This window comes from Lacihabitans lacunae, from assembly GCF_042649125.1.
GTDB lineage: Bacteria > Bacteroidota > Bacteroidia > Cytophagales > Spirosomataceae > Leadbetterella > Leadbetterella lacunae.
This window is the reverse complement of record NZ_JBHRYQ010000001.1, coordinates 2,619,482-2,637,634: the sequence shown is the minus strand read 5'-3', so window position 1 is coordinate 2,637,634 and position 18,153 is coordinate 2,619,482. Positions and strand designations below refer to the sequence as shown.

Genomic DNA, 18,153 nt, shown 5'->3' with positions numbered 1-18,153 from the left:
AAATACCTAAAACACAGTATTTCCTTAGCCACTGCTTCAGCCTAATTTTGATAAGAAAAAACAAACTGTGAAAAAAGTCATAAGCTACACCATAGGCTGGGATACAAAAGGCAAAAGAGGCTACCTCACAGCAATAGATGAAAACAATGAATCGCACGCTTTTGGGCAGCTTTCTAAAGAAGAGTTTAGGATACTGTTTGATTTACTAAAAGAAAACAAAGTATACATAGATAACAACCACTGGTTTATTAGTGGCTGGGATCAAAAACAAGTAACACCATGAATAAAATAAACTATCCCAAAAGTAGCGAAATCCTCTTTCTGAGAGGGGATATAAATTACACTGAATTTCATCTGGTAGATGGCAAAATGATAGTGTCAAGTTTCACACTAAAAAAGCACGAAGAATACCTAGAAGGCTTTTTGAGAGTGAGTAAGAAGCATTTGGTGAATCCGGATTTTGTAAGAAAGGTGGCTGTTGAGGGTGCAAAAGCTCAAGTCGAGCTAAATGATGGCAAAAGACTGACTGTTTCGAGAAGGAGGATTGAGTATGTTAAAAATATATTTTTCTTATAAAATGAAAATGTTAAATAAACACCTCCTAATATTGTTTTGCTTCACAAGTATTCAAATGGAAGCACAACTTTCCTATGACTTAGAAAAATACAGCTCACAGAGTCAAGTTTTTCGATGCTTTACCGCAGTTAATTCACAATCAAATTTTTATGTAGCAAATACTTTCAATGGTTCAGTAAATATTGAGCCAGGAAATAGTTCATATAACTTAGCAAGTAATGGTGGAGCCGATTTTTATGTGGCAAAATATAATTCGAATTTAAATAAACTAAGAGTAAGTAGAAGGAGGAAGGAAATATTAGGAGAAGTTAAAAGAAAACAAATCAGCAAAATATGAAAAAAGTAATACTATTATTCATCATTAATAGCCTAGTATATAAATTGTCAGCTCAAAGTATCTCCTCCCTAAATCCTATTATTTGTGGAAGTAATACATATGCCGTTTTGACTGCAAGTTCGGGCACGAATTATCAATGGCAATTTTGTGCCACTGAATATGGAACTTATACCGATATATCTGGAGCTACGTCAAGTTTTCATACGACCACAACACTTGGTTTTTATAAGGTAGCAGTGAATGGTATTTTATCGCCTGCTTACAAAGTTGCAAATACACCATATGCTACAATAAAAAACGCCAATGGAAATACAAATCCTATTGATGCCATTGGAGGAAATGCTGATTTGTACATTGATTTTTTTGGAAGCCCTCCTTTTACAGCAAACTTAGGTGATTACGGAAACTTTTCTACTGTGATTACAAGTAACACAAATCAAAAAATACAAACTGTTACTCCAGAATCATCAAGAACATTCCATTTAAGTGGGATAAGCCATGCAGGATGCCAAACTTCAGGTTATGGAAACAATAATATCACTGTCAATGTTGCACCAAACCCTACTTTGACGATTGGTTCTGCCTCAACTACAGCTTGTTCGGGCGGTTTTATTCAAATTCCCACCACAAGAACTGGAAACTGGGGAACAAGCGGATTTGTCTCACAAAGGGTAAGTTTATATACAAGTTCAGGAGCTTATATTACAAATATTGGCCCATATTCAGACCCAACTCTGAATGTACAATTGCCTTCAAATTTAACTGTTGGAGCTACTTATAGACTTTATGTATATTCTACCATTCCTTATGTGGTTCCTTCTATTCATGATTTCACAATTTCAAATACTTGCCCCGCCCCTCCAAGTGCAATTATTGATGAACAAAATAGTCCTTGTTATCTTCCAACGTTAAAGGCGTCACCAAATGGTCCTAGTTTTACATTTCAATGGAAAAAAGATGGTGTTAACATTCCTCTGGCAAATGGAAGTCAATATTATCCTGAAGTGTCTGGTAACTACTCTGTTCAAATTCAAAACACTGGTTTAGGGTATACTTCTACTTCTCCGTCGAAGTCTGTAGTTGTCTATGCTAGTGAACCAACCATTTCTAGTCCTAATCCTATTCTATGTGGGTCAAATATATCTGCGACAATAATATCAAACTACACAGGTGCGGGTTTTACTTATACCTGGCATAAAAACGGGGTAATAATTCCAGAAGCTACTAGTTCATCAATTACTGTATCAGATGTTGGGAGGTATTATGTTGCCATAGTTAACAATACCGGCTGTTACTTATCAACTGAATCTATTAAAGTTACATATAACGGTGTAGGAACATTGTTAAACTCGAATGATACTAATGAGAGTGTTTTTCTATCCTCCCCACAAACTACAGAGAACTTAAAAGTAAATCTTACTGGAACGGGACCTTGGGAAGTAGGACTAAGCGATGGAACTACAGTAAGGACGTATTATTCCGCCACTAGCCCTTTGATAATTCCAGTTTCACCTACCTCCCTAACAAGTTATTCTATAGCTTATGTTTCTGGTAGTTGTGGCGTAAATACTCTTAATAATGGAAACGTAATAGTGGGGATTGCTCCGGCACCTAATATTATCTTTCCTACTCCTTTAAATCTAAATGTCTGTAAAGGGAATATAATTGAAGTACCATATTCTATCACTGGAAACATTGGAAACAAACTAGATTTCTCAATATTATTAGGTGACCCTACAGGAGGTGAATCAAGAGGGGTTTATACTTATACCAATATAACAGCAGAGCCCTTACAAGCCTCTGGAACCATACCTATTTATATTCCGAATGACATTTCATTAGGATCTTATGCAATTTTATTTACTCCTTTTAATCCAAGTTTAAGATTAGGAAATTCGATTCAGGGTTTATGGAGTTCCTATGCTATCAACGTAGTAAATACAGGTTGCCCTCCTATATCTGCACCAACAATTTCGGGCCGATCAAGTGGATGCGAGTCTATAAATCTAATCGCAACACCTTTCGAAGGATTTGGTGGCCCAGGCAGCAATACGTACCAATGGTTTAAAAATGGAGTAGCTTTAACAGGCAAAACTAACACATCACTTACAGCATATGAATCAGGAAATTATACTGTTCAAGTAATTAATGCTGCAACTAGTTACAATCAAACTTCTGCTGCAAAATCAATAAGAATAAATAGGATAATTCCAGCTGTTACTTCTTCAAATCCTGTTATTTGCGGTTCAAATACAAGTGCCACAATAAGTACAACCTATACCGGAGCTGGCTATACCTACCAATGGTACAAAGACCGTAGTTTTAGTAATGGTTCGGTAGGACAAATACCGATTTTTGGTGCTTCCGGATCTACTTACAACGCAACAAGCTCTGGTTTTTATTCCGTTAAAGTTTTTGACGGTTCCTGCTTACAAAATTCTAAGTTCAGCCTAGTAGATGTTAATCAAAATTTAGTAGCAAATACAGGTTTTGAAGTTAGAAATACGGCAACTGCAAAACTCACAAATAATAGCAACACGAATGCTTCAGAAACTATTGCTGGTGGAACTAGTACTACACTAAAAGTTAATCTAACTGGAGGCGGTCCATGGAGTTTTGAGTTAGTAGGTAGTGATAATAGTATTCGATATTTTAATAATATCACTACTGTTAGTAACGATATCACTGTTTCGCCGACTGTTAATACGTCTTATTCTTTAAGTAATCTAACGAGTAGTTGTGGTTCTGGTTCTGTCTCTGGCAGTGTATTGATTATAGTTTCGCCGCCTCCTTCGTTTACAATCGCTTCTGCTGGAGTTTCTTCAATTTCTGGTTCTAAAAATGGAAATGGTAATAATCAAATTCAATCCTCTACAAATATTTGCCCAGGTAGTTCTATTTCAGTGGCTTATACTATATCAGGAAATTGGACCGCAGATAGAGAATTTACTGCAGAATTAGTCAATGCAAGTACAAATGCTTCAATAACTGGTACTCTTCAAAAGGGATTCAATACCAATCCTATTTTATTTTATGTGCCATTAAATGTACCTGCTGGAACCTACAAGGTAAAATTAACGAGCACAAAGCCATTTATTGAAGGTTCAGTATTTAGTCCAAATGTTATTGTTTCTACCACAGAATGTGTTTTACCTGTTGCCACAATATTATCAAAAACCCAATGTGCAAGTAGTCAATTAACTGCCAGCCCTTCGGGAAATGGTTATACTTACCAGTGGTTTAAAAACTCTGCACCCATTATAGGAGCAATTTCTGAATCCTACTTTGCCCTATCGGACGGTGCATATACAGTTCAAATAAATAATGCTGGAACCGGCTTAGATGTTACATCATCTGCCTTTAATGTGGCGATTGAAGAAATTAGCAAAAATATTACCTTAGGTACTGGTTCTATTTGCAACGGTAACGGCAGCTTGATAATTACCTCGCCAAACAGTACGATGAGTCATCAATGGTATTCATCTACTGACAATGTATTCTTTTCGCCAATTTTGGGTGCAACAAATCCTACTTTAACAGCCACTATCGCTTCTTACTATCAAGCTATAATTAGCAACGCAGGATGCGAAGTAAAATCAAATACAGTGCATACTTGTAAAGCAAACATAAACTTGGCTTCAAAAACCATTTGTGCAGGCTCAAGTATAATCGTGCCTTTTGAATACTCCGGAGGACAAAATCATAACTTATCCTTACAATTGGTAAATGCAAATACTGAAGCCATAACTGTACCGAATCTTGCTACAGTTATTACCTCAAACTTGAATTTATACAGCCAAAACTTGACAATCCCTAGTTCAGTTAGCCCAGGTACTTACAAAATCAAATTAATTGGGCCAGATAACCTTTCGGCTATTAGTTTAGGGATAATCACTGTTAGTAACCAAACAGTTGGTACAGCACCTGCAGTAGCGGCCAGTAGTTTGTCAGTTAATAGTGCCCAAAATGTAGTTTTAACTGCAGTGGGTTGCGTAGGTGATATCACTTGGACAAGTTCAGATATGCAAACAAGTAATTTGGCCTCGTTTACATCTTTTGTAAATAAAAACACAACTTACACAGCCTTTTGTAATGAAGAAGCAAGCGGTTGCCAAAGTCCTTCAAGTTCTGTTACAGTACTTTATGATTGTCTGGATGAATATGAACCAAATAATACATTTGGTACATCTACGGCAATCGGAAATAATACATTTACCAGCCCTGTTTTATGTCTCAACGGATTTGACAATCCAGACTGGTTTAGTTTGGTTTTTGATGGTAAAACCTACTTTTTCAAGACAGCACTGGCTTCTAATAATACAGCAGCGGGAAATTATAAAATAAAGTTTTCTATTGCAGGAAATAATTTAACCGTAGAAACACTACCAGAAATTGTCGGTCAAAGCTTAGATACTTACTTAAGTGCTATTGATAGTGATGGGTCAAGTATTCTTGTAGTGGACGATAATAGTAATGCAAATGGCTTCTCTAAATTAAGTATAACGCTTACAGGGAATCCATGTAGCTCAGCATTAATCCTTACTAGCATCAATAACCCATCCGACGACATATCTACAGGCACCTTAACCAAAGAAGCCAACGCCATCACAGGTATGATAGCAGCAACCAATAAACTCACTGGGAATGCAAAAGTTACATACCGAGCGGGTAAAAGTATTCAGCTAGACCCTGGATTCAAAGCTGATAGTGGAGTTGTGTTTAAGACAGAATTTGGTGGATGTAATTAAATTTTAATTTGGGGTTTTGAAAAAAAATAACTTAAAAGTCTTCTTATTAATAAAAACCCTACTCGGTTTTAGCCCCCCCCAAAAAATAATCCCTAAAAATCCCCCTAATTTTCCTTAATTTTCGCTTTTTATGCTATATATGAATATGTTTTCAGAACTGAAGGAAAAACTGGCGGGTGAATTGTATTTTGATAACTCGGTGGAGCATGCGGCTATTCGAATTGTGTATGCCACCGATGCCTCTGAGTATCAGGAGAAACCGCTGGCGGTGATCATCCCAAAAACCGAGGAGGATATACGGGCCGCTGTGGTTTTTTCCACCGAAAATGGCCTCACGCTCGTGCCTCGGGCCGCCGGAACTTCTTTGGCGGGGCAGGTGGTCAGCAGTGGTGTTATCGTAGATATTTCAAAATATTTTAAGGAGATTTTAGAGCTTAACCTCGCCGAAAAATGGGTGCGGGTGCAGCCGGGTGTCATCAGAGACGATCTCAATGCCTACCTAAAACCCTTCGGACTGATGTTTGGCCCCGAGACCTCTACCGCTAATCGTGCCATGGTAGGCGGCATGATCGGTAACAATTCGTGCGGACTGCATTCCATTATTTGGGGTACCACACGAGACAACCTTTTGGAAGTGAAAACCATTCTTTCTGATGGCTCTACCGCCATTTTCGGGGATTTAAATAAGACCCAACACCTAGAAAAATTGGCTTTAGTGAGCCACGAAGGGGAAATATATCGGGCCATAGATACGCTGATTACGAATACCGAAAATCAGGAGGCTATTCAGAATGGTTTTGCCAGAAAAGCCATAAAAAGACGTAATTCGGGCTATGCCTTAGATGCTGTGCTGGAGATGTCTGACTTTGGGTCTTCTGCTCCGTATAACCTCTCAAAACTTATAGCCGGTTCGGAAGGTACGCTCTGTTTTGTGACCGAAGCCAAACTGCAGTTAATAGACCTTCCTCCTGCACATGTGGGCATGGTAGCGGTACATACAAACACGCTCAATGAGGCTCTAGAGGCTAATTTGGTCGCTTTGGAACATGCCTGTGCGGCTTCTGAACTAGTGGATGATTTTATACTTGAATTTACAAAAACGAATACCGAGCAGTCTAAAAATCGGTTTTTTATAGAGGGTGAGCCCAAGGCTATTTTGATGGTGGAGTTTATGGAGGCTACCGCCGAAGATCTACTGGCCAAGTGCAATAACTTGGTGGCTGGATTGGAAGCCAAAGGCCTGGGGTATGCATTCCCGATTCTTAAGGGCGACTACGCTAAAAAAGCCTGGGAAGTCAGAAAGGGCGGTTTGGGACTTTTGCGAAATTTGCCCGGCGATGCCAAACCCGTAAACCTGATAGAAGACTGTGCCGTGGAGCCCAAAGACTTGCCAGCGTATATTCATCAGTTGGAGGTCTTGCTACAGAAGCACAAGGTGCAATATTCGATGTATGCACACGCGGGTGCCGGCGAGCTGCACGTGGAGCCCATTATCAACCTCAAAACCGCAGAGGGGCTGACGCAGTTTAGAGCTATTTTAACCGAAACGGCGGCATTGGTAAAGAGCTTTGGAGGGGCACTTTCGGGTGAACATGGCGACGGCCGACTAAGGGGTGAGTTTATTCCGTTTATGATGGGCGAAAAAAACTATGCACTTTTTAAGGAAGTGAAGGCTGTTTTTGATCCAAATGGTATTTTTAATAAAGGAAAAATAGTGGATACGCCTCCCATGGATGAGTATCTGAGATATAATGTGGCGGCAAAGCTTGTGCAAAAGAAAACCACCTACGATTTCTCAAAACAGGAGAGTTTTTTGCGTTTGGCTGAAAAATGTAGCGGTTCGGGCGACTGCCGCAAAACCGAAGTGACGGGTGGTACCATGTGCCCGAGTTTTATGGCAACCCGAAGCGAAAAAGACACCACGCGGGCACGTGCCAACATGCTGAGGCAGTACCTGAGTCAGGAAACTGTGGCGGCAGTTAGTGAGCATGAAGTTAAAGAGATTTTGGATCTGTGTTTGTCGTGCAAAGCCTGTAAGTCTGAGTGTCCGTCGAGTGTAGATGTGGCCAAAATGAAAGGCGAGTTTTTGCAAGGATATTACGATACACATGGTGTGCCTTTTAGAGCAAAGCTGATTGGTAATTTTAGTAAACAAATGAAACTGGCGTCTATTGCTCCGTTTGTTTACAACTTTATTGTAGACACGCCTTCACTCCGAAAAACGTTCAATAATCTAGTAGGATTTCACCCGGAGAGAACCATGCCTCATTTGGCATCTAAGACGCTGAAGGCTTGGTATAAGTCTGAATTTAAACAGCTTAGGACTGACAAAAAAGTCTATGTTTTTTGTGATGAATTTACCAACTACAACGATGTGGAGGTGGGCAAAAAAATGATTTTGCTTATCAGTAAATTGGGTTACCAAGTCGAAATTCCAGAGCATATTGAGAGTGGCAGAACTTACCTTTCGAAGGGTTTGATAAAAGAAGCTCAACAGATTGCGATAAAAAACACCAAATTATTAAAGGATTTGGTAAATGCTAACACTCCTATTATCGGAATAGAGCCTTCGGCCATTTTGACTTTGAGAGATGAATATTTGGAGCTGGTGCCTGCTGAGTTATTGGCTGATGCACAAAGAGTTGCGGGCAATAGTTTTCTTTTTGACGAATGGTTTAGTCAGGAGATTGACAAAAAGAATATACGCTCAGAGCAGTTTGTAGGAACGCCTCAACTAATAAAAGTGCATGGCCACTGCCATCAGAAATCGATGGCATCCATGACGCCGACCAAAAAGGCACTTTCGTTGCCCAAAAACTACGAAGTAAGAATGATAAATTCGGGCTGCTGCGGCATGGCGGGCTCATTTGGCTACGAAAAAGAACACTACGAAGTGTCTATGCAAGTAGGGGAGTTGGTGCTTTTTCCAGAAGTAAGAAAAACCGAGGAAAGCGTACTAATAGCAGCAGCCGGAACCAGCTGTCGCCACCAAATAAAAGACGGCACAGGCAGAAAATCGATGCACCCAATTGAGATTTTGTACGATGCGTTGTTGAGCAAATGAGTAGTGAGCAAAGGGTTGGGAAGTATAAAGATAATAGATTGTGAGTTAAGGAGTTATGTAGTAGTCATCATTCGCCATTCACCATTCATCATTCACCATTCACCATTCATCATTCACCATTCACCATTCACCATTCACCATTAAGTATTCACCATTAATAAAAACTCTATGTGGAATTGTCCAAATTGTAACCGGAATTTTAAGGTTAACAACCAGTCGCATATGTGCACCACCAAAGATATTGGGGAGCTATTTGTAGATAAACCCGACGAACTGGTTTTGGCTTTTGACGATATTTTGACTGTTATAGTAAAATGGACGCCAAATACTTATGGAGCCTCTGTACATACCATTGTTTTTACTTCTAAAAAGGCGTGGTTGATTATTCGCCCTATGAAAAAGGACCTGGACGTAAAGTTTTATGCCGAAAAGGCAATTGACGAAGAAAGGATTTTTAAAATCCAGGATTATAACGGCAAATTTGCCCACCACATCCGCATTAAAAGGCCGGAAGAGCTTGATTCAGCGTTTTTTAGACTATTAAAAATAGGTTTTGAATATTCACTTTCCTAAGCTCAAATTAAACCTTTTTCTCCTTCTTAAGTTTCATATGGTAAATTCCCATTTTTGAAATATGAGAGATACGATTTTACAAGAGCTTTCAGCGAAAGATGCCGTGCTGTCTAAAATCATCCAGGCCATTCCCTCCCCTAAGATCGAAAGTAGCCAAGACGTTTTCCACGACCTCATGAGCTGTGTTTTAGAGCAGCAAATACACTACAGAAGTACCAAAAATATTTTCAAAAAAATGCTCCAAAGAGCTGAAATAGATAAATTAAGCCTCGATAATTTTGATGTTTTTGAACAAAAAGGAATTTCCTCTATAAAGCTTTCAGAAAGCAAATATGAGACAGTTTTGAGGGTAATAGAATACTTTTCTAATAATCAACCTGAGTGGAATAATTTGCCTGATTCTGAGGTGATTGAAAAACTTAGCAGTATAAAAGGTATAGGCAAATGGACGATAGACATGATTTTATTGTATACGCTAGAGCGGCCCAATGTATTTCCATTTGATGACTTTCATTTGAAACAAATCATGGTTTCGGAATACGCACTAAACGAAAAACAAAAGTTAAAAGCTCAGATGCTCAATATTTCTGAAAATTGGGGAAAACAAAAATCTCTTGCTGTTAAATATTTGCTGGGGTACAAAGAGTATTTGAAAAAGGGAGGAATGTAAAACTAGTATTAAAATACCAAAAAGAAAATGAGTAAGAAATTCCATAGGGTCACTAGCAGATTAGCCGATATTTTGGACCAGTAAAACTCCCATTTCAATTTTTCATGCAATATTACGATCACTAACTGATTAATAAGTAAGCCAGTTGATGCCACAGATACATATTTGAAATATTGGGTAAAAGTAACTGTACTATGGTCAGAGAAAGTCCAATATTTATTTACGAGGAAATTTGCAGTAGCTGCCAATATGAAACCAAAAATATTGGCAATGTACTTGTTGATACTTAGTTTTTCTTTGCAAAAATAGGTAGTTGAAAAATCAACTGCGACCCCTATTAGGCCTACTAATGCAAATTTTGTAATTTTGAGTAATAGCATTTCTTATACTAATTTTTTTCACTATGATTAGCTGTCAAATCCTACTTTCCATTTAATGTTTTCTGGTTTGTAGGGTATATTTTGAAGTTTTGCTTTTAGGCTATATTCTTCCTCCTCTGTCCAATTTTTGATGTTATAATACCTAATGTTTTTACTTTTCAAATAGTTTTTTATTACCCAAAATCCAGGGTTTTTGATGCTATCTGTGGGGGAAGTTACCGTAATGCCAAATGTTTTACTTTTTATGGTACTGTCGGTAATTTCCTTTGAAAGGAAACTATATAAATCTTCTATCTCTATTTTTTTCAAATCTTTGGGTTGTAAATCGATTCTTGGAGGTTTTTCCATATCAAGGCCTGTATAGCAATTGTAATATTTATAATTATTATGAAAATAGATAACTGAATTATCCAGTAAGATGAAATTATATTTGCTGTAATACGTAATTATTTGCGGCGGTGGTGGTGGTAGGTTATCGTCTGTATATGTTGCGGTATCTTTCTCAGGGTGTTTTATGACAAAGTATAATTGCTCATTTTCCCCAAAACTACATGATGAGATTGTAGCTAAAAAAATTAATGCAACAAGTAGTTTTTTCAATATCATAGGTAGTTTTATATAGATATTTATCGAAATTTTACTACTACTGATGTGCCAAGAAAATCATGAAATGCTCTTCTTTTTTTGTTTGTAAGCATGTTGATTATTTCTACAAATAACCAGATCAAAGAAAAATACGAAAGGTATAAATTGTAGGTAGAAATACTGCTTTCACTGTAGTTTCCAATTGAAAATAGCCTTATAACTATCAAAAAAACGGTTCCAATTTGGAATAAAATGTAAATGCTATCTCTTAAAAATGCTTGTTTTAAAGTGAGGTATCTTTGTTCAGTAACATCCAGAACTACGATTCCCATGAGTCGCTTACCAAGGGTTTGTCCATTTTTGGTATGAAAATACAAATTATAAGCAATTAGGAGACAATTCGAAATGAGTATCCAAATTATGACAAGGGAAAGAGGCTTATTTTCCGTTAAAATAAATCTATCGAGAAATGCAACAGGAATAAATAGAGTGGTATCAAAAATATTAGCGAAAAAGCGTGCGATTCCTGTGTCGTATTTGTTCATAAAGAAAAATTTCGGGGTATGGGTTTAATTATTTTCGAAGATATTATTTTTTCTCCAAAAACCTTTCCATAATCCAAATTTCCAGAATATTTGCTACTTTTAAGAATTGAGATTCAACCAAAAAATATAATATAACGCATGGAAAATTCGAGGAGGAAGTTTTTTAAAACACTTGGTGCGGTTGCGGCACTTTCGGCCACTCAAAAGGTGATTGGAATGCCCGCCATTATTCAAAATTTGTATACCCCAAGTTCACTTATTCGTGGCGTGCAGGTGGGTGCCATCACCTATTCGTTTAGAGAAATGGCCGATCAGTCTGCCGAGGCGGTTTTGGAATATGTTCGCTCGTGTGGCATTTCGGCCATTGAGCTGATGGGCGACCCAGCCGAAGCTTTTGCCGGTGGACCAAAAAGCACGATAGACTTTAGGGTGATGTCTAATATTTTTAGAAAAAGACAGGCCAAACAAGAGCTTTCGAGCGATGAACAAAAACAACTCGTAGCTTTCATGAAAGAACGCGAAGCTATCGGAATTCAAAGGACGGAATGGCGAAAAACTGCCGATATGAAAGACTTTGAAAAACTAAGGAAAATGTATAAAAAAGCGGGTGTTAGCATTTACGCATTTAAGCCCGATGCCTTTGGCGTTAGAAATCCCGATTCAGATATTCACTTTGGTATGCGTGCCGCCAAAGCTCTTGGTGCACAGTCGGTTACGCTGGAGCATCCTGCTGATGACGCCCATACACTCAAACTAGGAAAAATTGCAGAAACCTACGGCTTAAAAGTAGGGTACCACGGTCATGAGCAGCAAACGTTTGGTTTCTGGGATACCGCCCTCAGCCAGTCCCCAGCCAACAGTTTAAATCTAGATTTGGGTCATTTTGTGGCAGCAGGAAATCCGAATCCTTTAGATATCATTACCCAAAAACACGCCAATATTAGCAGTATGCACCTCAAAGACAGGCAGTCGAAAGCTAACGGGGGAGCTAACTTGGTTTGGGGCAGCGGAGACACGCCCATCAAGGAGGCCTTGGTGATGATGCGAGATCAGAAATATAAGTTTCCGGCCACCATAGAGTTGGAATACAAGATTCCGGAAGGCTCAGATTCAGTCAAAGAAGTCAAAAAATGTATGGACCTGTGTCGCACTATGTTGGAAGCATAAATCAGATATTTCCAGAGCCTCAAATTCACTACTTGTTTTGAGGCTTTGTTTTTTTTTGAAAGATGTTGAATTGAATTATCAGTAATGCAATTTTTAACCGTTTGCCGTAATCGGCTCGAAATAAATCCTTACTTTGCGTGTTCTATAATTTTGAGTAATTAATGAAAAAAAGAAGTAGTAGAGCCATTTGGATACATCTCATTTCGTGGGCTATCATCTTTATTTTGCCCTACATAAATTATATTTTTGAGCCCGAAAGGTTCATTTCTACCAATTGGGGTTTTATTTTAATTCCATTTTCGCTCACGTTTTTTCTGTTTGTCACCTTTTATTTTAACCTGCTTTTTTTAGCTCCGAAATTCCTTTCCAAAGGCCGCAACTTCCTTTTTGTGGTTCTGATTTTTTTGGGTTTGGGTGTGTTTTTTGCCTATAATCACCTGTTGATTTATGAGCTTTTGCTTAAGACTATTGCCAAAATAGACCAAGCCCCCAAACGCCCTGAACCAGATAAAAACTGGCAGTTTTTTGCAAGGTTTATATTGCCAAGCATCGTCTATAGTCTCAGTGTTTTGGTAAGTACTATTTTGTATTTGTTAAACGAGCGTCGTAGGCAGTCGGAGTCTCGGCAGCTAATGGAACTCGAAAAAGTGGCCACCGAACTTAGCATGCTAAAACTTCAAATTAGCCCACATTTTTTGTTTAATACCTTAAATAATATCAGGTGGCTGGTGCGAAAAAAATCGGAGAATGCAGAAGAATCTATCCTCAAACTTTCGGAGATTTTGCGATACATTATATATGAGGTTGACGACACCAAAGTAGCCCTAAGCAGAGAAGTGGAGCACCTCAGAAACTACATTGAGTTGCAAACGCTCCGTATTTCTGATGGTACACACATAAGGTTTGAGGTTTCTGATGCAATCGGCAATCCGCTTATAGAGCCTTTGCTTTTTATTCATTTTGTAGAAAACGCTTTTAAGTATGGTATCGATGGGAAAAATGTGCCTGAAATTCATTTTGAAATAAGCCCAATAGAAAAGGGAATTAAGTTTACTTCAAAAAATAAAATTTTAAATCCGAAAAATACCCTTGAAAACGAAGGTGTGGGTTTGGCCAATATAAAACGCAGGTTAGAACTGCTGTATCCCGGTCGGTATGAACTTGAAATTAAATCATCCGAAGACTATTTTGAGGTACTCTTAAATTTGCATTTGAATGAAAATTAAATGTATTTTAATAGACGATGAGCCTTTTGCTCTAGATATTTTGGAAGATGACCTCCATGATTTTGACAATTTCGAAGTTGTAGCCAAGTTCTTAACACCACACGAAGCCCTCGATTTTTTAGAGAAAGAGAAAGTAGACCTCATATTTTCTGATATTCAGATGCCAGGGCAGCTCGGCACCGCCTTTGTGAAGTCGCTAAAAGAGCCGCCTTTGGTGATATTTACCACCGCTTTTCATCAGTATGCTGTAGAGGGTTTTGAGCTCAATGCCATTGATTACCTCATGAAGCCCATCCGAAAAGAACGCCTCGGGCAGGCATTGCAAAAAGTAGAAAACCAGCTTGCACTCATAAAGTCAAACGATAATCCTTCTGAAGAAAACTTCATTCATGTTTTTGCTGAATATAAAAAAGTGAAGGTGTTTTTTGATGAAATACTATATGTAGAGGGCCTCAAAGACTATGTGAAAATTTACCTGCAAAATCGTGTGCACCCGCTGCTTACACGAAGTAACTTAAAAGGCATGGAGGGCAAATTGCCAGAGGCTACGTTTTTAAGAATACACAACTCCTACATTATTAATAAAACCAAAGTGGAGGCATTTACCCAAGCCAAAGTACAGATATCCGGTGCCGAAATACCCGTTGGCAAGAAGTTCGCCGACTGTCTGTTGCAGTTGTAAAGTACTTTATTTTCAATCTTTTAGTCAAATTTAGAATCTTTTTTATGTCATAGGTATACACTAAGTGTGTATGCGTATACACTCCCCTCAAAGAAGTTGCACCGGTCAACTACTTCGCCATATCTTTGTTTCGAAGTTAATCAAAAAAGCAAAATAAGTGGATCGTAAATCAATAGGTATACAGCTCGTAAGCACCCTCAAAATAATGGGGAAGTCTATGATGGATGCTTTTCAGGAGCAAGAGCTTAACCTCAGTTTTGACCAGTTTATGTTGCTCGGTTTTTTGAACCATCACCACCAGATAACCCAACAAGAACTGTCTGTAGAACTCAGAAAAGACAAGTCTGTGGTGCTGAGACAGGTGGCGGTTTTGACCCAACTAAACCTAATAGAAAGATTAGAAGACAAACAAGATAAAAGAAAAAAGCTGCTGGTTTTGACTTCAAAAGGAAAAACGTTGATGACAAAAATGAAAGCCTACCAAGGGCAGATTTGGGAGGAAATGTTAAGGGATATTCCAGAAGAAAACCTAAAAGTATTGTCAGAGACATTAATTACGATACAGAACAATAACGAATTTAAAATAAATACATAAAATGAAAAAGTTACTTTTAATTGTATTCGCCGTATTTGCGGCAACCATGGGCAGCCAAGCCCAATATCCGGGTATGGCAGCAGGAGCTAAAATGCAGGACCCAAACAAAGGACACGTGTACGGAAAACTAGTAGACAGCGAAGGAAAGCCGGTAGAGTTTGCTACTGTAATCGTAATGAAAGCAGTGAAAGATTCGGCTTCAAATGGCTTTAAAGACGTGATGCTAAAAGCCCAAACCACAGAGGCAAATGGAGATTTTAACTTCACCGAATTGCCAATAATGTCTAAGATTACCCTAAAATTTAGCTCGATTGGCTTTAAAAACTTAGAGGTTCCTGTGTCTTTTGCTCCACCAAAAATGGACGTATCGATGGCTCCAAAGCCAGGTCAAATGCCTGACGCAGCCACCATGGCCAAAATGGCGGCCGCATTTGAGAAAGATTTGGGTAACCTAAAAATGGAAAGCGATAGCAAAATGCTGGAAGGAGTGACGGTTTCGGCCACTAAGGCCCTTTTGGAAATGGATATCGATAAAAAGACATTTAATGTAGAAAAAAATATCGTGACTGCAGGTGGTACTGCGGTAGATGTGATGCGTAACATTCCTTCGCTTCAAGTTGACATAGACGGAAATGTGAAATTGAGAAATGCTTCGCCTACGCTGTTTATTGACGGCAGACCAACCACGCTTAGTTTAGATCAGATTCCGGCTGACGCTATCGAAAAAGTGGAGGTTATCACCAATCCTTCTGCTAAATACGATGCCTCAGGTAGCATGGCGGGTATATTAAATGTTGTTTTGAAGAAAAACAAACAGCAAGGATATAACGGAATGGTTAATATCGGTGCCGACAGATTTGGTGGCTCTAACACCATGGGCAATTTTAGTATTAGACAAAACAAAATTAACCTTTCGTTGATGGGAATGAACATGCGTATGCGAACAAACACCAATGGCGATTCGGAAAGGAGCAGTACTTTTAGTGACATCACGAGCCTTACTACGCAAGACATTGAAAGTAAAACCAAAGGAATGATGAGTTTTGGTAGACTTAGTTTAGATTATTATTTGACTAACCGTACTACCCTTTCGGTAGGTGGAGTTGTGGGTGGCGGGCTATTTAAACCAGCCGAGAATATCTTAATCACAAATACAGTAAATGGTATCACTAGCACAAGCAATAGGCTGTCAAACAGTGAAAGGAAATTTAGTCCACTTGGTCTGCAACTGGGTATGATGCACAATTTCCCGAAAGCAGGCGAACAGCTGACCATGGACTTTAACTACTTCGGTGGCACAAACGGCAACTCAGGAAACTATACGACCAATTATTTGAACAGCAGCAACCAGATTACAGGCGTACAAATTCAGAATAACAACGGAAACGGTACAATGAAATTTATGACATTTCAAACCGATTATACACGTCCACTTAAAAACGATGGAAACCTAGAAATGGGCGTTAGGGGCCAGTTTAATGGAATCACAAACATAAACGATAACCAGATCAAACGTGTGGGTTCTGATGTTTTTCAAAATGTGTCGTCGGCGTCTATTAATTATGAAAGCATAAATCAGGTATATGCAGCCTATGTGTCGGTGAGTGGCAAGGTTGGGAGTTTGTTTTCGTACAAAACAGGCTTAAGAGCAGAAAGCTCAATGTATGACGGAAAGCTATTAAATACCGGAGCGAAATTTAGCAATACCTATCCCGTGAGTCTTTTCCCTTCGATATTTTTAAGTAAAAAATTAACCACCACAGACCAGCTTCAATTGAGCGTGACAAGAAGAGTCAACAGACCTAATTTCTTCCAGTTGGTGCCGTTTGTGGACTACAGCGACAGTCTTAATATTACGAGAGGAAATGCCAACTTGGTTCCTGAGTTTACCACTTCTGGCGAGATGTCTTACAGCAAAACCAAAGGTGCTGGTACGTTTTTGGCCTCGGTTTATTATAAATATACAACCAACTTAATTACGAGGTATTTGAACCAAGAGGTTAACCCCATCAGTGGAAAACAAGATTTGATTAATACGTACATAAACGCCAACTCAAGCGAAAACTACGGATTGGAGTTAACGTATACCAACAAAATCAAGAAATGGTGGGATTTTACGGCAAACGTAAACACGTATAACTCTAGAATTAATACCGAAAATATTGAAAACAGCACGCAAGCAGCTCCACTTTGGACGGTCTTCGGAAAAATTAACAATAACTTTAATCTGAAAAACAAATGGGTGGTTCAGCTATCGGGCGACTACCAAGGAAAAACCAACATGCCGATTTCGCAAAGCCAGGGTTTTGGGCCAATGAGCCAAGCACAGAGTTCTTCTCAGGGATATATTATGCCTTTTTATGGAGTTGACATAGCCATCAAAAAGAGCTTCTTGAAAAAAGACATCGCCTCGTTGACCCTTTCGGCAAATGATATTTTCCGTACCAGAGGAAACACGCAAGTATCTTATGGAGAAGGTTTCACGCAGTCATATTATAGACTTACGAATCCACAAATGATTAAACTTAATTTCTCTTTGAGGTTTGGTCAAATGGATGCTAAAATGTTTAAAAAGAACAATTCTATGGAGGGCATGCAAATGCAATAAAGATAGTAATAGCAAATTTTAAAACCAGAAAGGAGCCATTTTTTAAGTGGCTCTTTTTTTTGTTTTTTTTTACTGTCAAACGGTTAAAAAAATAGAAAATGAATCTTTGCATCGCCCTGCACTGTTTGAGCACTGTTAAAATTCTTTTGGGAAGTAAATTTTTATTAGAACATTGACAATAAGAATTTTAATTGTGCGAGTTTGCAGGGTGCAGTTTTTTTTGCTCCGTTTTTTTTTGAAAAAAAATGGAGGCCCCGCTGGCAGGCGACCCAGTAAATGAAAGGGGGGTGTTTTTCAAAATGTTTAAAAAAATGGCTTCAATGATAGGTTTAAGCTATGTTTTCTTTAAAAATAAAAGTTACCCGTTTAACAGTAGTTTTTTTTTAAGAAAATACAC

General features: G+C 38.5%; 15 protein-coding genes. 12 read left to right on the top strand and 3 right to left on the bottom strand.

Going from position 1 to position 18,153, the window contains the following annotated elements; all coding sequences use genetic code 11:
• Nucleotides 1-67: 67 nt before the first annotated feature.
• From ACFOOI_RS11485 to ACFOOI_RS11455, 7 genes are all read left to right on the top strand, one after another.
• Nucleotides 68-283, top strand: coding sequence for a hypothetical protein (locus ACFOOI_RS11485; RefSeq protein WP_379838116.1), 216 nt, complete (start codon nt 68-70; stop codon nt 281-283).
• The gene (locus ACFOOI_RS11480; RefSeq protein WP_379838115.1) at nt 280-576 is read left to right on the top strand and encodes a LytR/AlgR family response regulator transcription factor; all 297 of its coding nucleotides are present in this window, start codon (nt 280-282) and stop codon (nt 574-576) included. Before ACFOOI_RS11485 ends, ACFOOI_RS11480 begins: the two co-directional genes overlap by 4 nt.
• Before the next feature lie 55 nt (nt 577-631).
• Nucleotides 632-913 (top strand): hypothetical protein, encoded by a 282-nt coding sequence (locus tag ACFOOI_RS11475; protein WP_379838114.1) that lies wholly within the window; start codon nt 632-634, stop codon nt 911-913.
• On the top strand, nt 910-5,661 hold the full coding sequence (locus ACFOOI_RS11470) for a 3-coathanger stack domain-containing protein (protein ID WP_379838113.1): 4,752 nt from the start codon (nt 910-912) through the stop codon (nt 5,659-5,661). The genes ACFOOI_RS11475 and ACFOOI_RS11470 overlap by 4 nt, the downstream gene beginning before the upstream one ends.
• Before the next feature lie 145 nt (nt 5,662-5,806).
• The gene (locus ACFOOI_RS11465; RefSeq protein ID WP_379840219.1) at nt 5,807-8,725 is read left to right on the top strand and encodes an FAD-binding and (Fe-S)-binding domain-containing protein; all 2,919 of its coding nucleotides are present in this window, start codon (nt 5,807-5,809) and stop codon (nt 8,723-8,725) included.
• A 222-nt stretch (nt 8,726-8,947) separates the two neighbouring features.
• Complete coding sequence (locus tag ACFOOI_RS11460; RefSeq protein WP_379838112.1) at nt 8,948-9,298, top strand: DUF5655 domain-containing protein; 351 nt, start codon at nt 8,948-8,950, stop codon at nt 9,296-9,298.
• 61 nt (nt 9,299-9,359) lie between these two features.
• Nucleotides 9,360-9,968: a DNA-3-methyladenine glycosylase family protein gene (locus ACFOOI_RS11455; RefSeq protein WP_379838111.1), complete on the top strand. Its 609-nt coding sequence runs from the start codon at nt 9,360-9,362 to the stop codon at nt 9,966-9,968.
• 8 nt (nt 9,969-9,976) lie between these two features.
• On the opposite strand, the gene ACFOOI_RS11450 is transcribed toward ACFOOI_RS11455, so the two are convergent.
• Genes ACFOOI_RS11450 through ACFOOI_RS11440 form a run of 3 tightly spaced genes read right to left on the bottom strand, consistent with a single transcriptional unit; the run spans nt 9,977 to nt 11,478 of the window.
• Entirely contained in the window at nt 9,977-10,348 is a 372-nt protein-coding gene (locus ACFOOI_RS11450) for a GtrA family protein (RefSeq protein ID WP_379838110.1), read from the bottom strand.
• A 27-nt stretch (nt 10,349-10,375) separates the two neighbouring features.
• Nucleotides 10,376-10,948: a hypothetical protein gene (locus ACFOOI_RS11445; RefSeq protein ID WP_379838109.1), complete on the bottom strand. Its 573-nt coding sequence runs from the start codon at nt 10,946-10,948 to the stop codon at nt 10,376-10,378.
• Nucleotides 10,949-10,974: 26 nt separating this feature from the next.
• Nucleotides 10,975-11,478: an RDD family protein gene (locus ACFOOI_RS11440; RefSeq protein ID WP_379838108.1), complete on the bottom strand. Its 504-nt coding sequence runs from the start codon at nt 11,476-11,478 to the stop codon at nt 10,975-10,977.
• Nucleotides 11,479-11,616: 138 nt separating this feature from the next.
• Between ACFOOI_RS11440 and ACFOOI_RS11435 the strand changes: the two genes are divergently transcribed.
• The 5 genes from ACFOOI_RS11435 to ACFOOI_RS11415 all read left to right on the top strand — a co-directional run bounded on the left by ACFOOI_RS11435 (nt 11,617) and on the right by ACFOOI_RS11415 (nt 17,756).
• Nucleotides 11,617-12,645 carry a sugar phosphate isomerase/epimerase family protein gene (locus ACFOOI_RS11435; protein ID WP_379838107.1) on the top strand — a complete coding sequence of 343 codons (1,029 nt, stop codon included), beginning with the start codon at nt 11,617-11,619 and terminating at the stop codon, nt 12,643-12,645.
• Nucleotides 12,646-12,806: 161 nt separating this feature from the next.
• Nucleotides 12,807-13,871 (top strand): sensor histidine kinase, encoded by a 1,065-nt coding sequence (locus tag ACFOOI_RS11430; RefSeq protein ID WP_379838106.1) that lies wholly within the window; start codon nt 12,807-12,809, stop codon nt 13,869-13,871.
• On the top strand, nt 13,861-14,553 hold the full coding sequence (locus ACFOOI_RS11425) for a LytR/AlgR family response regulator transcription factor (protein WP_379838105.1): 693 nt from the start codon (nt 13,861-13,863) through the stop codon (nt 14,551-14,553). The genes ACFOOI_RS11430 and ACFOOI_RS11425 overlap by 11 nt, the downstream gene beginning before the upstream one ends.
• Nucleotides 14,554-14,710: 157 nt before the next feature.
• Nucleotides 14,711-15,148, top strand: a complete 438-nt coding sequence (locus tag ACFOOI_RS11420) for a MarR family winged helix-turn-helix transcriptional regulator (RefSeq protein WP_379838104.1) — start codon at nt 14,711-14,713, stop codon at nt 15,146-15,148.
• Nucleotide 15,149: 1 nt separating this feature from the next.
• Nucleotides 15,150-17,756 carry a TonB-dependent receptor domain-containing protein gene (locus ACFOOI_RS11415; protein WP_379838103.1) on the top strand — a complete coding sequence of 869 codons (2,607 nt, stop codon included), beginning with the start codon at nt 15,150-15,152 and terminating at the stop codon, nt 17,754-17,756.
• The last annotated feature ends 397 nt before the right edge of the window (nt 17,757-18,153 follow it).

What these genes read in the sequence shown, in the direction of transcription:
- ACFOOI_RS11460 (WP_379838112.1), top strand. Translation starts at nt 8,948, where the DNA reads ATGTGCACCACCAAAGATATTGGGGAGCTATTTGTAGATAAACCCGAC.
- ACFOOI_RS11430 (WP_379838106.1), top strand. Translation starts at nt 12,807, where the DNA reads ATGAAAAAAAGAAGTAGTAGAGCCATTTGGATACATCTCATTTCGTGG.
- ACFOOI_RS11450 (WP_379838110.1), bottom strand. Translation starts at nt 10,348, where the DNA reads ATGCTATTACTCAAAATTACAAAATTTGCATTAGTAGGCCTAATAGGG.
- ACFOOI_RS11455 (WP_379838111.1), top strand. Translation starts at nt 9,360, where the DNA reads ATGAGAGATACGATTTTACAAGAGCTTTCAGCGAAAGATGCCGTGCTG.
- ACFOOI_RS11440 (WP_379838108.1), bottom strand. Translation starts at nt 11,478, where the DNA reads ATGAACAAATACGACACAGGAATCGCACGCTTTTTCGCTAATATTTTT.
- ACFOOI_RS11480 (WP_379838115.1), top strand. Translation starts at nt 280, where the DNA reads ATGAATAAAATAAACTATCCCAAAAGTAGCGAAATCCTCTTTCTGAGA.
- ACFOOI_RS11470 (WP_379838113.1), top strand. Translation starts at nt 910, where the DNA reads ATGAAAAAAGTAATACTATTATTCATCATTAATAGCCTAGTATATAAA.
- ACFOOI_RS11425 (WP_379838105.1), top strand. Translation starts at nt 13,861, where the DNA reads ATGAAAATTAAATGTATTTTAATAGACGATGAGCCTTTTGCTCTAGAT.
- ACFOOI_RS11415 (WP_379838103.1), top strand. Translation starts at nt 15,150, where the DNA reads ATGAAAAAGTTACTTTTAATTGTATTCGCCGTATTTGCGGCAACCATG.
- ACFOOI_RS11465 (WP_379840219.1), top strand. Translation starts at nt 5,807, where the DNA reads ATGTTTTCAGAACTGAAGGAAAAACTGGCGGGTGAATTGTATTTTGAT.
- ACFOOI_RS11475 (WP_379838114.1), top strand. Translation starts at nt 632, where the DNA reads ATGGAAGCACAACTTTCCTATGACTTAGAAAAATACAGCTCACAGAGT.
- ACFOOI_RS11435 (WP_379838107.1), top strand. Translation starts at nt 11,617, where the DNA reads ATGGAAAATTCGAGGAGGAAGTTTTTTAAAACACTTGGTGCGGTTGCG.